22 protein-coding genes and 2 tRNA genes are annotated in these 23,378 nt (G+C 67.5%); 11 read left to right on the forward strand and 13 right to left on the reverse strand.

From position 1 onward, the window contains the following. Both ASF54_RS13270 and ASF54_RS13275 read right to left on the reverse strand, forming a co-directional pair. A partial coding sequence (locus ASF54_RS13270; RefSeq protein WP_235481072.1) for a DUF3027 domain-containing protein occupies positions 1-356 on the reverse strand: 356 nt, incomplete at its 3' end. After that, complete coding sequence (locus tag ASF54_RS13275) at positions 349-726, reverse strand: cold-shock protein (protein WP_055963793.1); 378 nt, start codon at positions 724-726, stop codon at positions 349-351. The genes ASF54_RS13275 and ASF54_RS13270, both read right to left, overlap by 8 nt. 76 nt (positions 727-802) lie before the next feature. Between ASF54_RS13275 and ASF54_RS13280 the strand changes: the two genes are divergently transcribed. From ASF54_RS13280 to ASF54_RS13295, 4 genes are all read left to right on the forward strand, one after another. Beyond that, a complete protein-coding gene (locus ASF54_RS13280) occupies positions 803-1,081 on the forward strand; it encodes a hypothetical protein (RefSeq protein ID WP_055963796.1) in 279 nt (92 codons plus the stop codon). A gap of 36 nt (positions 1,082-1,117) precedes the next feature. Continuing rightward, entirely contained in the window at positions 1,118-3,091 is a 1,974-nt protein-coding gene (locus tag ASF54_RS13285) for a helicase-associated domain-containing protein (RefSeq protein WP_055963799.1), read from the forward strand. 58 nt (positions 3,092-3,149) lie between these two features. Next, positions 3,150-4,784, forward strand: a complete 1,635-nt coding sequence (locus ASF54_RS13290) for a DNA repair helicase XPB (RefSeq protein ID WP_055963802.1) — start codon at positions 3,150-3,152, stop codon at positions 4,782-4,784. An 83-nt stretch (positions 4,785-4,867) separates the two neighbouring features. Further along, the gene (locus ASF54_RS13295; RefSeq protein ID WP_055963805.1) at positions 4,868-5,560 is read left to right on the forward strand and encodes a response regulator transcription factor; all 693 of its coding nucleotides are present in this window, start codon (positions 4,868-4,870) and stop codon (positions 5,558-5,560) included. A gap of 66 nt (positions 5,561-5,626) precedes the next feature. Here ASF54_RS13295 and fdhA read toward each other — a convergent pair whose 3' ends face one another. Beyond that, positions 5,627-6,853, reverse strand: a complete 1,227-nt coding sequence (fdhA, locus tag ASF54_RS13300; RefSeq protein WP_055963808.1) for a formaldehyde dehydrogenase, glutathione-independent — start codon at positions 6,851-6,853, stop codon at positions 5,627-5,629. Positions 6,854-6,990: 137 nt separating this feature from the next. Between fdhA and ASF54_RS13305 the strand changes: the two genes are divergently transcribed. Further along, the gene (locus tag ASF54_RS13305; protein WP_055963811.1) at positions 6,991-8,652 is read left to right on the forward strand and encodes a sensor histidine kinase; all 1,662 of its coding nucleotides are present in this window, start codon (positions 6,991-6,993) and stop codon (positions 8,650-8,652) included. Between the two features lie 347 nt (positions 8,653-8,999). Here ASF54_RS13305 and groL read toward each other — a convergent pair whose 3' ends face one another. The 5 genes from groL to ASF54_RS13330 form a co-directional block, all read right to left on the reverse strand. After that, on the reverse strand, positions 9,000-10,619 hold the full coding sequence (gene groL, locus ASF54_RS13310) for a chaperonin GroEL (protein ID WP_055963814.1): 1,620 nt from the start codon (positions 10,617-10,619) through the stop codon (positions 9,000-9,002). A gap of 255 nt (positions 10,620-10,874) precedes the next feature. Next, entirely contained in the window at positions 10,875-11,078 is a 204-nt protein-coding gene (locus ASF54_RS13315) for a cold-shock protein (RefSeq protein WP_055963817.1), read from the reverse strand. Positions 11,079-11,301: 223 nt separating this feature from the next. Further along, positions 11,302-11,910: a LytR C-terminal domain-containing protein gene (locus ASF54_RS13320; protein ID WP_055963820.1), complete on the reverse strand. Its 609-nt coding sequence runs from the start codon at positions 11,908-11,910 to the stop codon at positions 11,302-11,304. Positions 11,911-11,939: 29 nt separating this feature from the next. Further along, a complete protein-coding gene (locus tag ASF54_RS13325) occupies positions 11,940-12,209 on the reverse strand; it encodes a DUF3263 domain-containing protein (RefSeq protein WP_055964110.1) in 270 nt (89 codons plus the stop codon). A gap of 61 nt (positions 12,210-12,270) precedes the next feature. After that, positions 12,271-13,254, reverse strand: a complete 984-nt coding sequence (locus tag ASF54_RS13330; protein WP_055963822.1) for a DUF2332 domain-containing protein — start codon at positions 13,252-13,254, stop codon at positions 12,271-12,273. 133 nt (positions 13,255-13,387) lie between these two features. Here ASF54_RS13330 and msrB point away from each other — a divergent pair, with 133 nt between their 5' ends. Together msrB and ASF54_RS13340 are read left to right on the forward strand one after the other, a co-directional pair. Beyond that, positions 13,388-13,795 carry a peptide-methionine (R)-S-oxide reductase MsrB gene (msrB, locus tag ASF54_RS13335; RefSeq protein ID WP_055963824.1) on the forward strand — a complete coding sequence of 136 codons (408 nt, stop codon included), beginning with the start codon at positions 13,388-13,390 and terminating at the stop codon, positions 13,793-13,795. After that, positions 13,792-14,373, forward strand: coding sequence for a nitroreductase family protein (locus ASF54_RS13340; protein WP_055963827.1), 582 nt, complete (start codon positions 13,792-13,794; stop codon positions 14,371-14,373). Before msrB ends, ASF54_RS13340 begins: the two co-directional genes overlap by 4 nt. Before the next feature lie 141 nt (positions 14,374-14,514). Here the strand turns inward: ASF54_RS13340 and ASF54_RS13345 are convergent, their stop codons facing one another. After that, the gene (locus tag ASF54_RS13345) at positions 14,515-14,700 is read right to left on the reverse strand and encodes a hypothetical protein (protein WP_055963829.1); all 186 of its coding nucleotides are present in this window, start codon (positions 14,698-14,700) and stop codon (positions 14,515-14,517) included. 100 nt (positions 14,701-14,800) lie between these two features. After that, positions 14,801-14,876 (reverse strand) — tRNA-Thr (locus tag ASF54_RS13350). 181 nt (positions 14,877-15,057) lie between these two features. Between ASF54_RS13350 and ASF54_RS13355 the strand changes: the two genes are divergently transcribed. From ASF54_RS13355 to ASF54_RS13370, 4 genes are all read left to right on the forward strand, one after another. After that, on the forward strand, positions 15,058-15,663 hold the full coding sequence (locus ASF54_RS13355; RefSeq protein WP_055963833.1) for a M15 family metallopeptidase: 606 nt from the start codon (positions 15,058-15,060) through the stop codon (positions 15,661-15,663). Positions 15,664-15,787: 124 nt separating this feature from the next. Further along, positions 15,788-16,810 (forward strand): 3-oxoacyl-ACP synthase III, encoded by a 1,023-nt coding sequence (locus ASF54_RS13360; protein WP_055963837.1) that lies wholly within the window; start codon positions 15,788-15,790, stop codon positions 16,808-16,810. Between the two features lie 68 nt (positions 16,811-16,878). Continuing rightward, the gene (locus tag ASF54_RS13365) at positions 16,879-19,467 is read left to right on the forward strand and encodes an alpha/beta fold hydrolase (RefSeq protein WP_055963839.1); all 2,589 of its coding nucleotides are present in this window, start codon (positions 16,879-16,881) and stop codon (positions 19,465-19,467) included. Further along, positions 19,464-20,447, forward strand: coding sequence for an NAD-dependent epimerase/dehydratase family protein (locus ASF54_RS13370; RefSeq protein ID WP_055963842.1), 984 nt, complete (start codon positions 19,464-19,466; stop codon positions 20,445-20,447). The genes ASF54_RS13365 and ASF54_RS13370 overlap by 4 nt, the downstream gene beginning before the upstream one ends. 260 nt (positions 20,448-20,707) lie before the next feature. On the opposite strand, the gene ASF54_RS13375 is transcribed toward ASF54_RS13370, so the two are convergent. The 3 genes from ASF54_RS13375 to gltX all read right to left on the reverse strand — a co-directional run bounded on the left by ASF54_RS13375 (position 20,708) and on the right by gltX (position 23,282). After that, positions 20,708-20,779, reverse strand: a tRNA-Gln gene (locus ASF54_RS13375). A 65-nt stretch (positions 20,780-20,844) separates the two neighbouring features. After that, positions 20,845-21,795: an NAD(P)/FAD-dependent oxidoreductase gene (locus ASF54_RS13380; RefSeq protein WP_055963845.1), complete on the reverse strand. Its 951-nt coding sequence runs from the start codon at positions 21,793-21,795 to the stop codon at positions 20,845-20,847. Then, entirely contained in the window at positions 21,792-23,282 is a 1,491-nt protein-coding gene (gene gltX / locus ASF54_RS13385; RefSeq protein WP_055963848.1) for a glutamate--tRNA ligase, read from the reverse strand. The genes ASF54_RS13380 and gltX overlap by 4 nt, the downstream gene beginning before the upstream one ends. Positions 23,283-23,378 lie beyond the last annotated feature (96 nt).

The raw sequence follows: 23,378 nt of genomic DNA on the forward strand, positions 1-23,378 counted from the left end.
TCGTCGTCATCCGACTCATCGTCATCCGACTCATCGTCGTCGCTCTCCGACAACGCACCCTGCGCGGCCTCATACTCCGCAAGGCGCTCGACCCACGGCACCCAGTCGGGTGCGAGCAGGGAGGTGTCGCCCGGGAGCAGTTCGGTCTCGAGCACCGAGGGCTCCTCGTCGCCGACGACAGCGATGCTGACCGTCCACAACCAGCCCGGGTAGCCCGGCAGCGTGTTCGCGAAGCGAACCGTCGAGACGCCTTCGCCCTCGTCGACCACTTCGAGCGGCTCGCCGATCGTGTCGTCGCGGGTGATTTCGAGGAGCGCCTCGCGGGCCAGCGAGTAGAGGTCTGCCGCGTCAGCCATCGAGTTGGTCCGCGATCTTGCGCAGCACGGCGGCGACCTGCGCGCCATTTTCGGGGTAGCGGCCGCGGCGGAGGCGGTTGCCGACTCCGTCGAGCATCTTCACGACGTCTTCGACGATCACGGCCATGTCTTCGGCCGAGCGACGGTTGCGCTCGACGAGGCTCGGCGCCTTCTCGAGCACACGCACCGACAGCGCCTGGGCGCCCTTCTTGCCGTCGGCGATGCCGAACTCGAGCCGGGAGCCGGCCTTGATCCCGGTCGTGCCGGCGGGCAGAGACGACGCATGGAGGAAGACTTCTTGGCCGTCATCGCTCGCGATGAAGCCGAAGCCCTTCTCTTCGTCGTAGAACTTGACCTTGCCGGTGGGCATGACTGAACTCCTAGGTAGTGGGGCCCGACAAGCATACGGGCCCACGGCTAGCCGTGCCCCGACTACGCTGAGCACCGTGGCACAGAAGAAGCAGGTCGTGAACGCTCCCGACGGAATCCGTCGAGCCGAGCGTGTCCTCGTGTACGCCGCGATCACCGTGGCGGTCTTCTCTGCTGTCTGCATCGCCATCTACCTCATCGGTGGCGCAGCCCACGTGACAAGTGCGAGTGGCATCTGGCCGGCGATCGCCGTGCTGCCCGTTCTCGGATTCCCGATCGCGATCCTGCTCATCATCGCGTTCGTCATCGTCAGCGCGATTCGCCGTCAACGCGAGATCCGGGGCGACACACGCTGACCGGCGGCCGCCAGAGCACCGGGGCAGAGGCGCCCCGTGGCTAGCGCCCTCGACCTCGCCGGCGTGCTCCGCGCCCTCGACGCCGAAACCCTCCGAAGTCGACTCCTCGGCCGCACCGTGCCGCGACCGAACACGGTCAAAGACGCCTTCGACCTCGCCGAGACCCTGCTCGACCGGGCATCACTGCGCGAGGTGCTGAGTCGCCTCGACCGTGTGTCGCTGATCGCTCTCCGCACGACGGCGACCGCTGCCGACGCCGCACTGGTCATCGAGCGAGCCGAAGCCGCCTTCGATCTGTCGACGGACGATGTCGAAGCGGCCTTCGACCGACTCTCCGAGCGCCTGCTCGTCCTCCTGTCGACCGACGGCGCCGACAGTACCGACAGCAGCGAACCCACCCACGCCACCACCGGCATAGACGGCACCGGCTCACCAGCCACCGACACCACTACCAGCGCAGCACCCACCGCCACCGCCTTCGACACGGTCACCGAGGCCCTCGATGACGACCCACTGCTCACGCTCGCCCGCCTCGCCGGCATCCGTCCGCCCGTCGTGCTCGAGGCCGTCGAGCAGCTCGACGACGAGGCGAAGGCCGCACACGATACGGCGAGCGCCGAGCGTCTCTACGCGATCGTCGTGGAGGTCGCCGAGATCGTCCGCGCTGTGACCGACGCCCCGGCGCGCGAGCTCGCTCGGGGCGGCCTGGCGCTTCCCGAGAGCCGGCGCCTCGCCGAGGCCGCTCGGATCGACGTCGACGACGTGGCACCGATCCTCGTGGCGGCCCGGGCCGCGTCCCTGGTCGAGCTCGGCCCCGAGGGCTGGATTCCCGGCCCGAAAGCCGAGGCGTGGCTCCTCTCGACCTGGGCCGACCGATGGGCCTCGCTCGTGTCGGCCTGGCTCGACGCGCTGCCCGCCGAGGTGCGCACCGTCCTCGCGCAGCGCAGCTCGACGTCCTGGGGCGAGCCGCTCCGCACGTTCAGCGAGTGGCTGTTCCCCGCCGGCGGCTCGTGGGTCGTCGAGCGCCTCGATGCCTTCGCTCGGGCGGCCGAGCTCTTCGGCCTGACCTCGGGGTCGCGCCCGACTTCCGCCGCCGTCGCGCTGCTCGGCGATGGGGTCGAGGCCGCCACCGAGATCGTCCGGGGCCTCCTCCCCCAGCCCATCGACCAGGTGTATCTGCAGCACGATCTGACCGTCGTCGCTCCCGGCCCTCTCGCACCCGACCTCGACGCTCGTCTCCGCCTGATCGCCGATGTCGAGAGCGCGGGTCTCGCGGCGACGTATCGAATCACCGAGACAAGGATCCAGGCCGCCCTCAGCTCGGGCGAGACCGCCGACAGCCTCCGCGAGTTCCTCACCTCCCTGTCCTCTACCGGCATCCCCCAGCCGGTCGACTATCTGCTCACCGAGACGGCAGACCGGCACGGACGCTATCGGGTGGCTGAGCTCGGGGCCGCCGACCTGGATCCTCAGGCGACGTCGTTCGGTGCTGTCAGCCAGCTTCGCGCCGACGATCCGGCCCTTCTCGACACCGCCCAGGTCGATCAGGCGCTCCGGCCGATCGGCCTGTTCCGGGCGGGCCCTCTCGTGATGCTGAGCCGGTTCGACGCGGAGACGGTCTATTGGGCTCTGCTCGACGAGCGCTATCCCGTTCTGCTCGAAGACGCCGATCGCCGACCGACCAGGCCGCCGCTTCGCCGCCGCCCGCGGCGGTCCGCCCCGCCGGTCGGCGTCGATCCGCTCGTCGCCCTGGTGGAGCGCGTTCAGGCCTCCTCCGGCACCGACGACGACACCGAGCGGGCGTGGATCTCCCGCCAGCTCGACTCGGCCGCCCACGCTCGATTGACGGTCTTGATCACCCTCGCGCATGCCGACGGCACGACGAGCCAGCTGACGATGGAGCCCACGGGCGTCGGTGGAGGCCGGGTGCGCGGGCGCGACCGCAAGTCCGACATCGAGCGCACGCTGCCCCTGTCGAGCATCGTCGCCGTCGCTACTCCGCCTGCCTGATCGCGGCTCCGGCGCAATCCGGAGCCGCTCACAGGCCCCGCGCATAGACTGACCGGTTATGCCAGGCCCGTTGATCGTCCAGAGCGACCGCACCGTCCTCCTCGAGGTCGCCCACCCCGATGCGGAGGACGCCCGACACGACCTTTCGGTGTTCGCCGAGCTCGAGCGCGCACCCGAGCACGTGCACACCTACCGCATCACGCGCCTCGGTTTGTGGAACGCCCGTGCCGCCGGCCACTCCGCCGACGACATGCTCGCGACCCTCGACAAATACTCGAAGTTCCCGGTGCCGCAGAGCGTCTCGGTCGACATCGCCGAGACCGTCGCCCGGTACGGCCGCATCGTCATCGAGCGCGACGGCGATCAGCTTCTGCTTCGCGGTACCGACAAGGCCGTCTTGAGCGAGGTGACGCGCGCGAAGAAGATCGGCGAGCTGCTGGGCGTCAAGCGGGCCGACGATCTCTGGGAGCTCCTGCCGTGGGCTCGCGGCGAGGTGAAGCAGCAGCTCATCAAGCTCGGCTGGCCCGCCGAAGACCATGCCGGCTACACCCCGGGCACCCCGCACGCCATCGACCTCGACACCTCCGAGTGGAACCTCCGCGACTACCAGCAGAAGGCGGTCGACAACTTCTTCGAGGGCGGCTCGGGCGTCGTCGTGCTCCCCTGTGGTGCCGGCAAGACGCTCGTCGGCGCCGGTGCCATGGCGCAGGCGAAGACCAACACGCTGATCCTCGTGACCAACACGGTCTCGGCTCGGCAGTGGCGCGACGAGCTCCTCAAGCGCACCTCACTGACCGAAGACGAGATCGGCGAGTACTCGGGCGCGGTCAAAGAGATCAAGCCCGTGACGATTGCGACGTACCAGATCCTCACCGCGCGCCGGGCGGGCAAGTACACCCACCTGTCGCTGCTCGACGCTCTCGACTGGGGCCTCGTGGTCTACGACGAGGTGCACCTCCTTCCGGCGCCCGTCTTCAAGCTGACCGCCGAGCTGCAGGCACGGCGGCGCCTCGGCCTCACCGCGACGCTCGTACGTGAAGACGGCCGCGAGGGCGACGTCTTCAGCCTCATCGGCCCGAAGCGCTTCGACGCCCCCTGGAAAGAGATCGAGGCCCAGGGTTTCATCTCGCCGGCCAACTGCTACGAGGTGCGCGTCGACCTCCCCCAAGAGGAGCGCCTTCAGTACGCCGCCTCCCCCGACGAAGAGCGCTACCGGCTCGCCGCGACGGCGCCCGTCAAGATGAACGTCGTCCGCCAGCTCGTCGACAAGCACGAGGGCGAGCAGATCCTCGTCATCGGGCAGTATCTCGACCAGATCGACGAGCTCGCCGAAGCCCTGAACGCCCCCAAGCTGACGGGATCGACACCCGTCGACGAGCGTCAGCGTCTCTTCCAGGCCTTCCGCGATGGCGAGGTGAAGGTGCTGGTGGTGTCGAAGGTGGCCAACTTCTCCGTCGATCTGCCGGAGGCGACGGTCGCAATTCAGGTGTCAGGATCCTACGGCTCGCGTCAAGAAGAAGCGCAGCGACTGGGCAGGCTCTTGCGCCCCAAGAAGTCCGGCATTCCGGCCTCGTTCTACACGCTGGTCAGCCGCGACACGGTCGACCAGGATTTCGCTCAGAACCGCCAGCGGTTTCTCGCCGAGCAGGGCTACAGCTACACGATCCTCGATTCGCCAGCCCTGGCCGCCTAAGCCGGGCTTAGCACCAGCGCGCAGACATAGGGCGCACGTCCAGCTCTCAGCAAACGCTTAGACGGCGCGCAGATACTTGACCCATGAGCGATGGCCCCAAGATCCTGATCGTCGACGACGAGCCCAACATCCGCGACCTCCTGACCACGAGCCTCCGGTTCGCCGGCTTCGCCGTGCGTGCCGTCGGCAACGGCGCTCAGGCGATCTCCGCGGTCCTCGAAGAGGAGCCCGACCTCATCATCCTCGACGTGATGCTGCCCGACATGAACGGCTTCGGCGTCACTAAGCGACTCCGCTCCTCCGGCTACACGTCGCCGATCCTCTTTCTCACCGCCAAAGACGACACCGAAGACAAGATCACGGGTCTTACGGTCGGTGGCGACGACTACGTCACGAAGCCGTTCAGCCTCGACGAGATCGTCGCGCGCATCAAGGCCATCCTGCGTCGCACCATGAACGAAGACGAAGACGCGATCATCCGCGCCGGCGAGCTGACGATGGATCAAGACACGCACGAGGTCACCATCGGCGAGACGGCCATCGAGCTCAGCCCGACCGAGTTCAAGCTGCTCCGCTACCTCATGCTCAACCCCAACCGCGTGCTGTCGAAGGCGCAGATCCTCGACCACGTGTGGGAGTACGACTTCAACGGCGACGCGGGCATCGTCGAGAGCTACATCTCGTACCTCCGCCGCAAGCTCGACCAGTTCTCGGCCGAGCCGATCATCCAGACCAAGCGTGGCTTCGGCTACATGCTGAAGGCCGCCAAGGTCTGATCGACTTCGCACACAAGAACGCCGTGACCCAGTTCGGGTCACGGCGTTCGTGCATTCCGGTCGCGGTTACGCGGCCTTCGCGCCGTCCAGATAGCCGTTCGGGTTCAAGACGTACTTCGTCGCCGAGCCGGCGTCGAACTCCTTGTAGCCGCGCGGGGCATCCTCGAGGCTGATCGCCTTGGCGTTGACGTTGTCGGCGATGTGCACCCGGTCGTGCAGGATCGCCTGCATCAGACCGTGGTTGTACTTCATCACCGGGCACTGGCCCGTGGTGAACGACAGCGACTTGGCCCATCCGGTTCCGAGCGACAGCGACAAGGATCCCTTCTTGGCCGCTTCGTCAGCGGCGCCCGGGTCGCCCGTGACATACAGCCCCGGGATTCCCATCGCCCCACCGGCCGCGGTGATGTCCATGAGCGAGTTGAGCACGGTGGCCGGCGCCTCCTTGGCGTCGTGGCCGTGCCCCTTCGCCTCGAACCCGACGGCGTCGACTGCACAGTCGACCTCGGGAATGCCGAGGATCTGCTCGATCTGCTCGGCCGGCCCACCCTTCGAGAGGTCGACCGTCTCGCAGCCGAAACTTCGCGCCTGCGCCAGACGGCCCTCGTTCATGTCGCCGACGATCACGGCCGCCGCGCCGAGAAGGAGCGCGCTGGTCGCGGCGGCGAGGCCCACCGGGCCTGCACCGGCCACATACACCGTCGAGCCGACGCCCACGCCTGCGGTCACGGCCCCGTGGAATCCGGTCGGGAAGATGTCCGACAGCATCGTCAGATCCATGATCTTCTCAAGCGCCTGGTCTTTGTCGGGGAAGCGCAGGAGGTTCCAGTCGGCGTACGGCACCAGCACGAACTCGGCCTGGCCACCGACCCAACCGCCCATGTCGACGTAGCCGTAGGCACTTCCGGGGCGATCCGGGTTGACGTTGAGGCAGATGCCGGTCTTGCGCTCCTTGCAGTTCTTACAGCGACCGCACGAGATGTTGAACGGCACCGAGACGAGGTCGCCCACCTTGATGAACTCGACGTCGGGCCCGACCTCGACCACCTCGCCGGTGATCTCGTGACCCAGCACCAGATTGGTGGGAGCCGTTGTCCGACCGCGAACCATGTGCTGGTCGGAACCGCAGATGTTGGTGGCGACCGTCTTGAGAATCGCCCCGTGCTTGACCTGCCTGCCGACGTTGGCGGGATTGACCCCCGGGCCGTCTTTCAGCTCGAATGTCGGGTAGTCGGTGTCGATGACCTCGACCTCGCCCGGCCCCTTGTAGGCGACGGCTCTGTTTCCTGCCATTGCGATCCTCCTTGATCACGCGGTCGCGGTGTGCTCCCGCTACACCCGACGCTAGAGGTCGAAACCGGTGCGTGCGCCGTGAATCCGACTTCTCGCCCCGAGGCTTCTCCAGGCCCCTCCGCTAATCTGGCGCAGTCATGCACTCACGCCTCTCGCAGTGGTGGAACGAGATCTCCATCCGAACCAAGATCACCGGCATCACCGTCTGCCTGGTGACGCTCGGGCTGCTCGTCGCCGGCCTCGGCACGATGACGGTGCTCAGCACGTATCTCTATGGCCAGGTCGACCGCGATCTGAAAACGGGGGCGGCAAGCATCAAGTGGGATGGCGCCGACTCCTGCACCTCGAACTTCGGCAATTACAAGACCAGCTACGTCGCGATCTTCTCCAACGACGGAGAGCTCCTCTGCGACAACGGTGCGTCTCTGCCCGCGTCGTCCACGCCGTATCTTCCCGACTTCACCGAGCAGTCGGCCGCCACACACCCGACGGCCTTTAGCACCTACAACGCCCTGGGCACGGAGGAGTGGCGCCTCTACGCGGATCACACGACCCTCACCGACAATTCCACGGGCCAGTCGGTCGAGGCGACCGTGGTGGCCGGCACGAACCTCGCGACCACCAACGCGACGATCACCCGGTTCTCGTACATCTTCCTGGGCTTCGGCCTCTCCGTGGTCGTCCTCGGCGCTGCCATCACGAGACTTCTGGTGACCTCGACCTTCGCCCCCTTGCGCGACGTCGAAGACACCGCCGCCCGGTTCGCCGACGGCGACTTCAGCCAGCGGCTCGACACCACGACGCCGAACACCGAGGTGGGCAGACTCAACCGCTCCCTCAACACGATGCTCTCTCGCATCGACTACGCCTTCGACGACCGCGCGAAGACCATCGACCAGATGCGCCGCTTCGTTGGCGACGCCAGCCACGAGCTCCGCACGCCCCTGGTCTCGCTCCGCGGATACGCCGAGCTCTACCGCATGGGCGCGCTCACCAAGCCCGAAGACGTCGCCCAGGCCATGGACCGCATCGAAAAAGAGGCGATCCGTATGGGCGTCCTCGTCCAAGACCTCCTCCAGCTCGCGCGTCTCGACGAGTCCAAGCCCCTCGAGCTCGGCCCGGTCGACCTAGTCACCATCGCCCGCGATTCCGCGCTCGACACGATGGCGTCGAACACCGACCGCGAGATCCGCGTCTTCGTGCGCGAGCCGGTCGATCCGGGCCACGAGTCGAGCGACGAGTACGTCGTCGCCCCGGGCCCCGTCGCACCGCTCGCTCCCGGCACGACCGGTCCGATCGCATTCGCCGGTGCGACCCTGGCCCGGCTCAGGATCCGACGCGCCCGCGCAGCAGAAGCGGGCACCGACGCGCTGGATGCTCCGAGTGCCGATGGCTCCGGCGACGGCGTCGTCAGCCCGGTGATCCTCGGCGAAGAGAACAAGATTCGTCAGGTGGTCACGAACCTCATGGGCAACGCCATGCGATTCACCGACCACGACGCTCCGATCGAGCTCGCCGTCCAGGCCGACCCCGGCCGCGGCATGGCGACCATCGACATCATCGACCACGGTGAGGGCATCCCGCCGCAGATCCGCGAGAAGATCTTCCAGCGCTTTTGGCGGGCCGACACCTCGCGCACCCGCGACACCGGCGGCTCGGGTCTCGGCCTCGCGATCGTCTCCGGTATCGTCGCCGCCCACCATGGCGACGTCGACGTCTTCGACACCCCCGGCGGTGGCGCCACCTTCCGCGTCTCCCTGCCCCTGATGCCTGCAGGCCCGGTTCCCACGCTCTCCTGACGCCGCGCGCGCCGTTGACGCCCGGCCGGCGGAACCCTGCAAACCGACGCGCTTCGGCCAAACCGACCCGGCGCGCCACGTCGTAATGGCCGATCCGCGTCACCTTACGGTGCGCCAGCTCGTCACCGTCTGCAGAGCGCCCCGCGGATCCTGCGAGCTCTCCCGGCCGGCGCCACCCCGCACGAACCGACGCGCTTCGGCCAAACCGACCCGGCGCGCCACGTCGCAATGGCCGATCCGCGTCACCTAGCCGACACGCAGAGCGGCACCGGCAGCACACCCACCGGCAACGGCAAAGGCCGGCTCCCCCGAGGGGGAACCGGCCTGAGTCGTGAAGCGAAGCGGACTTAGAAGTCCATGCCACCCGTGGGGTCGCCGGCCGGGGCCGGGTTCTTCTCGGGCTTGTCGGCGACGACGACCTCGGTGGTGAGGAAGAGGCCGGCGATCGAGGCGGCGTTCTGCAGAGCGGAGCGCGTCACCTTGGCGGGGTCGATGATGCCGGCGGCCAGCATGTCGACGTACTCGCCGGTCGCGGCGTTGAGGCCCCATCCGACGTCGAGGTTGCGCACGCGGTCGACGACGACGCCGGGCTCCATGCCCGCGTTGAAGGCGATCTGCTTGAGCGGAGCGTCAATGGCGACACGCACGATGTTCGCACCGGTCGCCTCGTCGCCCTCGAGCTCGAGGGTTGCGAGAGCGGTCTTGCCGGCCTGGATCAGCGCGACTCCACCACCGGCGACGATGCCCTCTTCGACGGCGGCCTTCGCGTTGCGAACGGCGTCTTCGATGCGATGCTTGCGCTCTTTGAGCTCGACCTCGGTTGCAGCGCCGGCCTTGATGACGGCGACGCCACCGGCCAGCTTCGCGAGGCGCTCCTGGAGCTTCTCGCGGTCGTAGTCGCTGTCGGTGTTCTCGATCTCGGCACGGATCTGCTTGACGCGGCCGGCGATCATCTCTTCGTCGCCAGCACCCTCGACGATGGTGGTCTCGTCTTTGGTGATGATGACCTTGCGGGCACGGCCGAGCAGGTCGAGGGTGGCGTTCTCGAGCTTGAGTCCGACCTCCTCGGCGATGACCTGACCACCGGTGAGGATGGCGATGTCCTGCAGCTGCGCCTTGCGACGGTCGCCGAAGCCGGGAGCCTTGACGGCGACCGACTTGAAGATGCCACGGATCTTGTTGACGACGAGGGTCGCGAGAGCCTCTCCGTCGACGTCTTCCGCGATGATGAGGAGCTGCTTGCCCGACTGGATGACCTTGTCGACGATGGGCAGCAGGTCTTTGATGTTCGAGATCTTCGAGTTGACGATCAGAACGTAGGCGTCTTCGAAGACGGCTTCCTGGCGCTCGGGGTCGGTGACGAAGTACTGCGACAGGTAACCCTTGTCGAAGCGCATGCCCTCGGTGAGCTCGAGCTCGGTGCCGAACGTGTTCGACTCCTCGACGGTGACGACGCCCTCTTTGCCGACCTTGTCGATCGCTTCGGCGATAAGTGCGCCGATGGTGGGGTCAGCGGCCGAGATGGACGCGGTAGCGGCGATCTCGTCCTTGGTCTCGATCTCTTTGGCGTTCTCGAGCAGCTGGGCGGAGACGGCCGCGACGGCCTTCTCGATGCCGCGCTTGAGGCTGATCGGGTCGGCGCCGGCGGCGACGTTGCGGAGGCCCTCGCGCACGAGTGCCTGGGCGAGAACGGTAGCCGTCGTCGTGCCGTCTCCGGCGACGTCGTCGGTCTTCTTCGCGACCTCTTTGACCAGCTCGGCGCCGATCTTCTCGTACGGGTCGTCGAGCTCGATCTCTTTCGCGATGGAGACACCGTCGTTGGTGATCGTGGGGGCGCCCCACTTCTTCTCCAGAACGACGTTGCGACCGCGCGGGCCGAGGGTGACCTTTACAGCGTCGGCAAGAATGTTCAGGCCGCGCTCGAGGCCGCGTCGGGCCTCTTCGTCAAAAGCAATGATCTTAGCCATGTGGTTTTTCGTCCCTCCCGGACGTCGTGGGGCACGCTGCCCCGGCTGGTGCCGTATATCAGGTGAGTCTTTTGGCACTCCCTCATCGAGAGTGCCAATTGATTCTGGCACTCTGCCGTATCGAGTGCAAGTGCTCTCAGGAGCCCCTTGGGCAAGGATCCGAAACCCCCGAGACCGCCCGCCCGTCGCCTCCCGAAACGGTCACCCACACGAAAAACGCCGCCCTCGCGGACGGCGCTTCTCTGCTCTGACGACTCAGGCGAGGCGTACGGCTTCGGCCTGGGGCCCCTTGTTGCCCGTCCCGACCTCGAACACGACGGCCTGGCCCTCTTCGAGCACCTTGTATCCGCTCATGTCGATGGCTGAATAGTGGACGAAGACGTCCTGCCCGTCCCCCTCGACGGTGATGAATCCGTAACCCTTTTCCGCGTTGAACCACTTCACGGTTCCGTTGGCCATTTCGTACTCCCTAGCTGTGTCTGTCGGTGGCGCTGCCCAGCCGGCACGGACCGGTGCGGAGGGGCCGACTGAACCCAGATAGTAATAAAGAGCCGGGCCGAAAAGGGGGGTGCCGCCCGAAAAATCGGACCGGGAGGCGCCAAACGGCCTGTTGTTTACACGGCCGTAACCGAAGGCGTCATTTCCCGTCACGCAGAGCTTCGAAACGCTGCTTACCGACGGCTCACGACTGGGCGTTGAAGTCGGCTCCGAGGATCACCGTGATCGTCGCGCCGGGGAACGCCGTGCTCTGCTCGACCGTGTTGATCCCGAGCGACTTCGCGATGCCGAGGGCGATCGATTCGTTGTCCGCCGCCGAGTCGTCGTAGTAGACCACGGAGGTCGAGACCTGTGACGACGCGTTGCCCATGTTGCCGACGACCCAGCCGGCGTTCGTCAGGGTGGTTCCGGCAGTCGAGGCGAGGCCCGTGGTGGTGGTCGCGTTGAGCACGGTGATGGTCGTCTTCGTGGAGTCGACCTTCGATGGGTCGGCGAGGGGCGTGGCTGTCGGAGTCGCCGCGGGGGTCTTCGTCGCCCCGCTGGTGGCGGTGCCCGTCGTCGTGGATTTCGGCGTCGCACTGCTCGAACTCGTCGACGCCGAGCTGCGGAACTGGAAGCTGTCGTTGGTCACGGTGAGCCAGGCGATGCCGCCCGCCGTCAAGACGCCCACGGCGAGGAAAGCCCACGCGAAGATGATCAAACCGAGGTGCCGCCGAACGCCGGAGCGGTGGGCGCCGACGCGCAGCAGCGAGTCGGGGACGCCATCGAAACGGTCCTGAGGGAACTTGGCCATGCGGTGTCTGGTCTTCCGTGATCGGGCGGTCAGCGGCCGAAAGTCCGGGCGCTGCGCGATGCGGCGCGGGAGTCGCGCAGGCGCAGCAGCCTCCCGACCAGCATCGGCGCGTAGGCAAGTGCATCGGGTCTTTCTATGAGCGAACCGAGCAGCTGCTGGTATCGCGGGGCAGAAAGGCCCAATTCAGACCGGATCGCCGCCGCTTTGCGCGGAGGTGAGGCGGGGGCATTCTGCTCGAAGTCGAGAAGGCGCCGATCGCGGTCACTGAGACCGCGCACGTACTCCTCGTCGCTCTGCATCTGCACCCTCCGGTTGCCGTCATCCTAGATCGCACGGGTAGCGAGCCCGGGCCGACACGCGTCAGACCGGCTGCACTCGCGTCCCGTGCGCATCTCCCACGGCGAGCGCGACACCGTCGAGCGAAAGCGTCGCGAAGGCCTCCGGTCGCCCTGTGAAACGACCAGGATCCGACACGGTCGCCTGCACTCCCGACAGCAGCCCGGTGCGCTCGTAGGCGATCCACCGCACGCCGAGCCGGGTCACCAGGTCGACGAACGCCTGGCGCCTGGCTCCCGGCAGGTAGACGAGGGTGCCGGTCGAGACCACCACCGGCGTGAGCCCCCGCGGCGTGCGGGCGACCAGCTCTTCGAGCCCGTCGACGGCGTCTCCTGTCACCAACGTCGGCGGATCCTGCACTGCCACCCGCAGGGCCGCACGGAGCAGATCCACGCGTTCCTCTTGACCCGGCCACAGCAGCGTCTCGAGCCAGCGGCGGGCGTCGTCGTCTGTCACGGCGAGGGGCTGCAGGTCGAGGCCGAGCCGTGCCTCGATGCGCGGCAGCGTGGGATCCTCGTCGCCCCACCAGAGCCCGGCGACCTCGGTGGCCAGGCGGACGTCGCTCGTGGTGTCTCCCAGCGTGAACGCGGACCCCTCGGCAGTCACCGCGAGCGCGAACCGGTCGGGGTAGAGGCCGAGTCCTGCCGACGCTCCCACCTCGAGCAACGCGATCGGTCGGGCGATTCCAGCGGAGGCCAGCGCGAGAGCGACCGGCCCCGACCTCCGCACATCGTTCGTTTGCGTGAGCCGTCGCCCCAGTTCGAGCACGAGGGCGTCGGCATGGTCGAGCATCCAGGCCCGGAGCGAGCCGAACGACGAGAGCTGCGCCCCCAGGATCCGACACACGGCCAGCACGAGCACGGGCTGCCTCGACCCTGCGGGTGCCGCGTCGACGATCTCGACGAGCCTCGGGTCACCGGCGATCCCGCCTGCCGAGTCGGCGTAGATCGGCGAGCCGCCGGCCGCCGCCACCGCCGCGAATTCCTGGAAGCGGTCCGCCGTGCTCATGCCGCCGAGCCTACGGCCCGCTGTGCGGGCGGCGTTCCGGGTGCATACACGGAATCATCACCGGGCGTGCAGTGTTGAATGGGGTGGCCGGATCCTGCACCCAGCGGTCCCGGCCCCGAACGAAGGAGCACCCATGGAGTACAAGGTCGAGAAGAGCGACGCCGAGTGGCGCGAAGAGCTCAGCCCGGAAGAGTTCGCCGTGCTGCGCGAAGCCGCAACCGAGCGCCCCTGGACGGGCGAGCTGCTCGATGAGAGCCGGGCCGGTTTCTACACCTGTGCCGCCTGCGGCAACGAGCTGTTCAAGAGCGGCACGAAGTTCGATTCGAACTGCGGCTGGCCGTCGTTCTACGAGTCCGTCAACCCCGACGCCGTCCAGCTGATCGAAGACAAGTCGCTCGGCATGGTCCGCACCGAGGTCCGCTGCGCGAACTGCGGTTCGCACCTCGGCCACGTCTTCGACGATGGCTTCGGCACGCCCACCGGCGATCGCTACTGCATGAACAGCATCTCGCTGAACTTCAAGGCCGACGAGCAGGCGTGAACCTCTCCGACACCGCCGGAGCGTCGTTGACGGCCTCGCCCGTCCGCGAAGCCGTCCTGCGTCGCCGCTCCCGTTCCACCGTCACCGAGGAGGCCCCGTCACACGACGAGCTCCTCGAGCTCGTGGCGGCCGCGGCGACGGTCGCCGACCACTCGCACCTCGCGCCCTGGCGACTCATCGCTTTGCGCGGTGACGCGCGGCTCAAGGTCGGGCGCGCTCTCGCAAAGGCGGGCGGCGCGAACGGCGACTCGGTCGAGAAGGGTGCCCGCAAGCTGCTTCGTGCGCCGCTGGTCATCGCGATCGTGTCGTCGCCGCGAGAGAGCCGCAAGGTTCCGGAGTGGGAGCAGGAGGCAGTCGCCTCGGGCGTCGCGCACCTGCTCAGCCTGCTGCTCGACGAGGCCGGCTGGGGGGTCTTCTGGCGCACCGGCTCCGACACGCGTGCCAAGAAAGTCAGAAAGGCACACAAGCTGTCGAAGGGCGAGAACCTTCTGGGCTGGCTCTACGTCGGCGGAGTCGACCACCGCGAACGCAAGCCGCGCAAGCCGGTCGACGCCTCGGGCTTCGTCACCGAACTCTAGAAGCACTCATAACGAAGACCGGCTCTCCGCTCGCGGCGGGCCGGTCTTGTCGTTGAGGCGAGCGACTGCGTTGGTGCGAGCCGGTGCTCGTGCAAGCCACCGTGCTCCTGCGAGCGACTGCGCCTCCGCGAAGAGGCTGGGCTACCAGGAGCGGTTGCTGCGGCCGATGAAGTTCATCGGGATGAACAGCGCCACGGTGCAGGCCACGATTCCGCCGAAGAAGGTCAGGAAGCGCCAGGCCTCGGGCACCTGGAAAGCCAGGCCGAAGCAGAAGATACCGAAAACGAAAAGCGCGATGGCGACAACGGCGATGACGATGTTAGACAAGCGGGGCTCCTCAAAGGCTTCGAACTCCCCCTAGCGTAAGCCCTCGAGAGACTCACCGCCTCGCGAGGCGGCACCGGGGTCGACCAGGGTCGAAAACGAGTGGGGCCGACTGCGGGACTTGAACCCGCAACCTGCTGTTTACAAGACAGCTGCGCTACCAATTGCGCCAAGTCGGCAAGTGCGACCAGTGTAACCGCCCCGAGCGGACCGGACGACGACGACCCCCGCTGAGAGTCGGTTCGGCCCGGAATCGTCTCCACTTCGGTGCCGAGCAAGGCGACACGCCGACGGGCCCCCGAAGTGGGGCGACCCGCACTGGGGGAAGATCATCCTGCAGGATGATGCGAGGGTCGTTCCATGATCACGGGAACCCTCGAGCCGACGATGACCTCGGCCTCACGACTGCGGGCATTCACCACGCCTCGCCGCGTGGCACTTCTTGCACTCGCTCTCCTGCTCGCCTTCGGCCTCGTCGTCGGCACGTCCGCCACCCCCGCCCACGCCTGGGGCGGCTACACCAATGGCAAGATTCCTCTCTCCAAACTCATCGCCATCCCGAACGGCTATCTCCGCATCGACGCGGCGGCTGGCTACGGGTCGATGAACAAGGCCTTCAAGAAGAAGTTCGGTAAAGAGCTGGGTGTCAGCGAGGGCTACCGCAGCTACGACAAACAGGTCTCGATCTGGAACTCGCGCTACGTCAAGCACTCGAAGAAGGTGGCGAACAGCGTCGCGTACGCCGGCAAGTACTGGACGAAGAAGAAGAACGTGTCGGTGGCCGCCATTCCCGGCACCAGCGTCCACGGGTGGGCGCTGGCCATGGATCTCAATTCGGGCGTGCAGACCGCCGGAAGCGCTCAGAAGCGCTGGGCCGACAAGTACGGCCCGAAGTACGGCTGGAAGCCGGTCGGCAACAACTTCGGCGAGCCCTGGCACTTCGAGTTCACTCCCGTCAAAAAGTAGGGCGCCCCGCATATGCCAGCCACGGCATATGGGGTTACAGGGCATCCGGCAACCATCCAGTCATCGCGGTCGTAAACTCCAGGGGGTACAAAATCGACCCGCGACAACTGGACAGGGAGCTCCGTTGGACGGAAATGCAACGACGAGGCACAAAAACGTCGCCCTCCTCTCGGTAACAAGCGAGCTGGCGCAGCGTGTAACCACCTCCGACGAGCTCGATCGACGACTTCAACCCGTCTTGAAACGACTGAAGCTTCCTAAGGGGCTGCTGCAGCGCGTGGCCGGCGTCATGGAGCGGCGCAACTGGAGCGACGGTCAGACGTTCGAGGCGGCGGCCATCGCCGCCGGCAAGCGCGCGCTCGACGAGGCCGGCATCCGGCCTGATCAAATCGGGCTGCTCATCAACACCTCGATCACACGCCGCAACCTCGAGCCGTCCGTTGCCGTACACCTCCATGACGGGCTCGGGCTCGGCTCGGCCGCCCTCAACTTCGACATCGCTAACGCCTGTCTCGGTTTCGTCAACGGGATGAACCTCGCGGCTTCGCTCATCGACGCCGGTCAGGTCGACTACGCCCTCGTCGTCGACGGCGAAGATTTCGACGACGTGCAGACCAACACGGTCGACCGTCTCCTCAACGGCGACATCGCCCGCCGCGACTTCATGAGCGAGTTCGCGAGCCTCACCCTCGGCTCCGGTGCCGCCGCTGCCGTCCTCGGTCGCGCTGACCGCCATCCCGAGGGGCACCGCATCATCGGCGGCATCACGCGCTCGGCGAGCCAGTACAACGACCTCTGCGTCGGCACGGTGAACGGCATGTTCACCGACGCGGCCGGGCTCCTCAAGCACGGCATGGAACTGGTGGTCCATGCCTGGCGCGATGCCGCGAAAGACTGGAACTGGTCACACATGGATCGCTATGTGATGCACCAGGTCTCCGACATCCACACGGCCGACTTCGTCAAGTCGGCCGGTATCGATCGCGATCTCGTCCCCCTTACCTACCCGACGCTCGGCAATGTCGGGTCGGCGTCGATCCCCATCACACTCGCCCAGGAGGCGAAGACGCTGTCCAAGGGGGATCGCGTGCTCCTCATGGGGGTCGGCTCCGGCATCAACACGGCCATGACCGAACTCGCCTGGTGATTTCTCGCCTCCCCCGGGCGGCTCGGCAGGTCGCCCCCGCTTCGCTCCCCCCTCGGGGCCTGCCCGGCATGGACGACTCGTTCTCCCGGCTGGTGCCGGCCGCCGGTCGCACCTGGTATGTGCTCGACTCCGGCCCCGTCCTCACCGACGAGGGTCTGGAGCCGGTGGGCACGATCCTCTGTGTGCACGGCAACCCCACGTGGTCGTACCTCTGGCGGTCTCTGGTCTCGGCGGCCACCGACCAGGCCCGATCCGGCGGCCCCGTCTGGCGCGTCATCGCCGTCGACCAGCTCGACATGGGCTTCTCCGAGCGCACCGGCGTAGAGCGCGACCTCACCCTCCGCGTCGGCGATCTCTCCGACCTCACCGATGCGCTCGCGCTCTCCGGCCCCGTCGTCACCTTCGGCCACGACTGGGGCGGCGTCATCTCGCTCGGCTGGGCCGTCGACCACCCTGACCTCCTCGCCGGCGTTCTGCTGCTCAACACCGCCGTGCATCAGCCGGAGTCGTCGAAGATCCCCGCCCCGCTCCGCCTCACTCTCGGCAAAGGAGTTCTCGGAGCCGCCACCGTCTCGACCCCCGCATTCATCGAGACCACGCTCGCGCTCGCGCACCCGCCGCTCGCCCTCGACGTCAAGGAGGCGTACCGCGCCCCCTATCGCTCGGCCGATCGCCGCGGCGGAGTCGGCGGATTCGTCGCCGACATCCCCGTCGACGCCTCCCATGTCAGCGATGCCGAGAGACGACGTGTCGCCGAGGGCCTCCGCGCCCTGACCGTTCCCGCCCTCTTCCTCTGGGGCCCCCGCGACCCGATCTTTAGCGATCGCTATCTCGACGATCTCGTCGACCGTCTCCCGCACGCCGACGTGCACCGCTTCGAGGGTGCGGGGCACCTCGTCGCCGAAGACGTCGACTTCGCGAGCGCAACGCTCTCCTGGCTCGGGGATCGATTCGGTGGTTCCGAACCCCAGGATCCCCCGGTGCCGGCGACCGCACAGCCCGCGTTCCGTTCTCTCCTCAGCGCCCTCGACGAGAGGCGCGAGTCCGACGAGGTCGCCCTCGTCGAAATGCCGACCACGCCCGGCGGCACCCGTACCTCCGTGACCTGGCGCGGCCTCGCTCGTCGCGTTGACCGGCTCGCCAAGGGCCTCGCCCTTGCCGGGGTCGAACGTGGCGACCGCGTGTCGCTGCTCGTGCCTCCGGGGGTCGATCTGACGGCCGTCCTCTACGCCTGCCTTCGTCTGGGGGCCGTGGTCGTCGTCGCTGACGCGGGTCTCGGCGTCAAGGGGCTCACCCGCGCCGTGCGTGGAGCGTGGCCGGCCCATCTCATCGGCGCCCTCCCTGGGCTGAGCGCCGCTCGTGCCCTCGGCTGGCCGGGCCAGAAGATCTCGACGACCGCGCTCCCCGCCGCAGCCCAGAAGGCCCTCGGAGTAGCGCACTCCGTCCCCGAGCTGTTGTCGCTGGGTGCCGCTTCAGCGATCGGCCTGCCCGAGGCGCCCGGCGCCGACGATCTCGCGGCCATCCTGTTCACCTCCGGGTCCACCGGCCCGGCGAAGGGCGTCGCGTACACCCACCGCCGGCTCGCAGCTCTCTGCTCGACCCTGGGGGAGACGTACGGCGTCGGACCCTCGACGGGCATCGTCGCCGGCTTTGCGCCCTTCGCGCTGCTCGGCCCCGCCCTCGGCGCCCGCTCCGTGACACCGGCCATGGACGTCACCTCTCCCGCCACTCTGACCGCGACGGCGGTGGCTGCAGCGGCCGCCGAGATCGACGCCACGGTGCTGTTCCTCTCGCCCGCGGCCCTGACGAACGTCGTTGCCACCGCGGGCGACCTCTCGGAGGGGCACCGGCAGGCGCTGAACCAGGTCGGCACCTTCCTCTCGGCGGGCGCTCCCGTCTCCGCCGCGCTCCTCGAATCAGCCGCGACGCTCATGCCCAATGCCGTGCCACACACGCCCTACGGCATGACCGAGGGTCTCCTGATGACCGACGTGACTCTCGACGAGGTGCGCGCTGCCCGAGAGCAGACCGAGGCTGTGCAAGGCGTCTGCGTCGGTCGCCCGATCGCGGGCGTCGAGATCCGCATCAGCGATCTTGACCGCGACGGCGTCGCCGTCGGCGAGCCCTCCGAAGTCGTCGGCACCACCGGCGAGATCGTCGTCTCCGCGCCGCACCTCTTCGACCACTACGACCGGCTCTGGCTGACCGATCGCGCCTTCCGTCGAGATGTCCCCGCCGGACGATGGCACCGTACGGGCGATGTCGGCCACATCGACCGCGACGGTCGGCTCTGGATCGAAGGCCGCCTGCCCCACGTGCTCTCGACGCCTGACGGGGCGGTGACCCCGGTCGGGCCCGAGCAGCGGATCGAGTCGGTGCCCGGCGTTCGGCGTGCCGCGCTCGTCGGGGTCGGACCACGTGGAACGCAGGTCGCGGTGGCCGTGGTCGAAACCGAGCCGGGTGCTCGGAAGGTGGCCCTGTCGGATCCTGAGCTCGCCTCCGCCGTTCGCGACGTCGCGGGCCTCGAGGTCGCAGCCGTTCTGGTCGTGCCGCTTCTGCCCACCGATGTGCGCCACAACTCCAAGATCGACCGCACCGCCCTCGCCACGTGGGCCGCGTCGATTCTCGAGGGCGGCCCGCTGGTCGCTCCGAGATGACCACGCTCGTCACCGGCGCCTCGGGTCTGCTCGGTCGAGCGGTCGCCGTCGAGCTGCTCCGCCGGGGCGTCTCGGTCCGCACGTTCCAACGGCGCCCGTCGGGTGTCGATGGCGCTGAGGGCTACACCGGGTCGATCACCGACCCCGCAGCGGTTGAGCGTGCCCTCGTCGGGGTCGATTCGGTCGTGCATCTGGCGGCCAAGGTGTCGCTGGCAGGTGATCCCTCCGAGTTCGAGGCGGTCAACGTGGGCGGCACGAAGCTGCTTCTCGCGGCGGCGGCGCGCGCCGGAGTGAGGCGCTTCGTCTTCGTCTCGTCGCCCTCGGTGGCCCACTCGGGCTCGTCTCTGTCAGGAGAAGGCGCCGGCCCCGCCGATCCGCTTCGGGCCCGCGGTGATTACGCGCGCACCAAGGCCGAGGCCGAGCTCCTGGCGCTGGCCGCCGATGCCGCCGGCTTCTCGGTCGTCGTGGTGCGTCCGCATCTCGTTTGGGGCCCGGGAGACACCCAGCTCGTGGCTCGGATCGTCGATCGCTCCCGCTCGGGGCGCCTGCCCCTTCTCGCGCACGGTACCGCCCTGATCGACACGCTTTACATCGACAATGCGGCGACCGGTATCGCTCAGGCGCTCGCACGCGCGGTGGATGTGCATGGTCGGGCGTACGTTCTCACGAACGGGGAACCTCGGCCCGTTGCCGAACTCCTCGGGGGTATCTGTCGCGCCGCGGGTGTGCCCGCGCCCGAGCGCAGCATTCCGGCTCGCCTGGCGACCACGGCGGGTTCGCTCATCGAGGCTGTCTGGCGTCTTCGCCCCGGCCTCGACGAGCCCCCGATGACCCGCTTCCTCGCCGAGCAGCTGTCGACGGCGCACTGGTTCGATCAGCGTCGCACTCGCCACGATCTCGACTGGCACCCGTCGGTCTCTCTCGACGCGGGTTTCGCTAGCCTCGCTGCCTGGTACGCCTCCGGCGCCCCTGCCCTCTGACTCCCTAGCCCTGCCCCGCCAGCCGGCCCCGCCGACCTTGCCCCGTTACCGGTCCGAGCGAAGCGAGGACTCGTCCCGGACGCGCCAGCGTCCCTCTTTAGCGTCGTTTAAAGGAACAAACAGCAATCCCCCGGGCTCTCGCTTGCGAGTGCACAGGGGATTCGATGGCGGACGCGCCAGCGTCCCTCTTTAGCGTCGTTCAAAGGAACAAACAGCAATCCCCCGGGCTCTCGCTTGCGAGTGCACAGGGGATTCGATTGCTGGGGTACCTGGACTCGAACCAAGAACAACTGAACCAGAATCAGTCGTGTTGCCAATTACACCATACCCCAATGACTGTTATGCATTGCTTGCAAGCAGTGCGTTTCAGTCGCTGTAGCTCGTTGCCGAACCGGATCTACTGTACAGCATCGGCGAGCTCGTGCAGGCCACCGACGAGATCGCGGTTGATGGTGGCCGCCGTGCGCGCACCGGCACCCGCGGCCACGATGAGCTGCTGTGGGCCGGGGGCGGTCGACTCGCCGGCGACGTAGAGCCCGTCGACGGACGTTCGACCGTGTCCGTCGGCGACCAGCAGACCGTCGGTGTCGAATGCAGGATCCAACGGGGCCAGGTAGCCGAGTTCGCTCGCCCACGCGGGTCGCACGAAGCCTCCCTCGATGGCCACGACGTCGCCGTCTTCGAACCGGATACCGGTCACGCCTTCCCGTCCGCCTTGGATCTCGGCGATGCCACGTCGATCGACCGTGAACCCTCGGGCGTCGAGAGCCTGCTCGTCGAGGAGGGTGAGACTGTCGGCGCCGTTCGTGCACACGCGCAGGTCGGCGCTCCACTGACTGAGGAGCAGAGCGCGCTCCGCCAGGTCGGGCTCCTCCCCGATGACCGCCAGCGCCTGATCGCGCTTGTCGTATCCGTCGCATTCGATGCAGCTGTGGAACGCCGTGCCGTAAAACGCGCGGAGGCCTTCGATGTCGGGGAGTGTCTCTTGCAGGCCCGTCGCGACGAGAACGACCTTTGCCACGGCCCGACTCGTCTTGCGACGGAGCTCGCACTCGAGCACGAAGCCGTCGTGGCCCCGGGTGATCGACTGGACCATGGTCATCCGGTGTTCGGCGCCCTCGTATGCGAGGAACTCGTCGCGTCCGAGCTTGCGGAGCTCCAGCGGAGAGATGCCGTCTCGCGTCAGGAATCCGTGCGACATCAACGTGGCGGAGTTACGCGGGCGGTTGCTGTCGATGAGCAACACGCTGCGTCGCGCGCGGATCAGGTTCAGCGCGGCACTGAGCCCCGCCGGCCCGCCACCGACGATGGCGATGTCGTAGACGGTCTCTGTCTCAGCCTCGGTCACAGTTGCCCCGCCAGCTTCTCGAGCCGCGCCACCGTCGACTCGCGCCCGAGGATCTCCATCGACTCGAACAACGGAGGGCTGATACGGCGACCCGAGATGGCAACGCGGAGAGGGCCGAACGCGTTCCGCGGCTTGAGGCCCAGCTCGTCGACGAGGGCACTGCGGAGCGACTCCTCGAGGGCCGCGTGCGTCCACTCGTCGATGCCTGAGACGGCAGTGATCGAGGCGCGCAACACATCCGGGGCACCGTCGCCCAGCGTCTTGAGCGCATCCGCCGCGTAGTCGAGGTCGGTATCGGCCGTGAACAGGAAGCCGAGCAGACCGGGAGTCTCGCCGAGGAGCTGCATGCGCTCCTGCACCAGCGGTGCCGCAGCGTCGAGGATGGCCCGCTCCGCCTCGGTGGGCGGTGTCGAGATGTACTCGCCGAGATAGGGCACCAGCCGCGACGCGAAGTCAGCCGGCTCGAGAAGACGGATGTGATCACCGTTGATCGACTCGGCCTTCTTGTGGTCGAAACGAGCGGGGTTGGGGTTGACGTCTTCGACGTCGAACGCCGCAACCATCTCGTCGAGCGAGAAGACGTCGCGATCGTGGGTCAGCGACCACCCCAGAAGAGCGAGGTAGTTGACGAGCCCTTCCGGGATAAAACCATTGCTTCGGTGATGGAATAGATTCGACTCGGGGTCGCGCTTGGAGAGCTTCTTGTTGCCCTCCCCCATGACATAGGGAAGGTGGCCGAATCGCGGAATGAACTTCGCGATACCGATCTCGTACAGCGCCTCGTAAAGGGCGATCTGCCGCGGCGTCGACGAGAGGATGTCTTCTCCGCGAAGCACATGAGTAATGCCCATGAGGGCATCATCCAGGGGGTTCACGAAGGTGTAGAGAGGAATCCCGTTGGGGCGCACGACGACGAAGTCGGTGAAGGATCCGGCAGGGAACGTGATCTCGCCCCGCACCAGGTCATCGAAGCTGAGGTCGCGGTCAGGCACGCGCAACCGGAGGGCCGGCGCCCTCCCCTCGGCTCGGTACGCCGACCGCTGCTCGTCGGTGAGCTCGCGCTCGAAGTTGTCGTACCCCTGCTTAGGATCCCGCCCGTTCGCGATGTTCCGAGCCTCGATCTCTTCACCGGTCGCGAAGCTCTCGTAGAGCAGCCCCCGCTCTTTTAGCTGCTCGATGACGCTCTGATAGATGTCATGGCGCTCCGACTGGCGGTATGGGGCATGCGGGCCGCCGATCTCGACCCCCTCGTCCCAGTCGAGCTTCAACCAGCGGAGGGCCTCGATGATCTGCCCGTAGCTCTCCTCGCTGTCGCGAGCCGCGTCGGTGTCTTCGATTCGGAACACGAGCTTGCCGCCCGTGTGGCGGGCGTAGGCCCAGTTGAAGAGCGCCGTGCGGATCAGACCCACGTGAGGGGTTCCGGTGGGCGAGGGGCAGAACCGGACGCGTACATCGGCGCCGGTTGCGGTCGTAAAGGAGGCAGACATCGACAGCAATCTTACCTTCGACCGGGGCAACCGATTGGTGGGTTAAACGCAAGAAAGCCACCCCGTCATGGGGTGGCTTTCAAGGTGTTGCTGAAG

Origin of the sequence: Frondihabitans sp. Leaf304, from assembly GCF_001423105.1 — a bacterium.
Lineage (GTDB): Bacteria > Actinomycetota > Actinomycetes > Actinomycetales > Microbacteriaceae > Frondihabitans.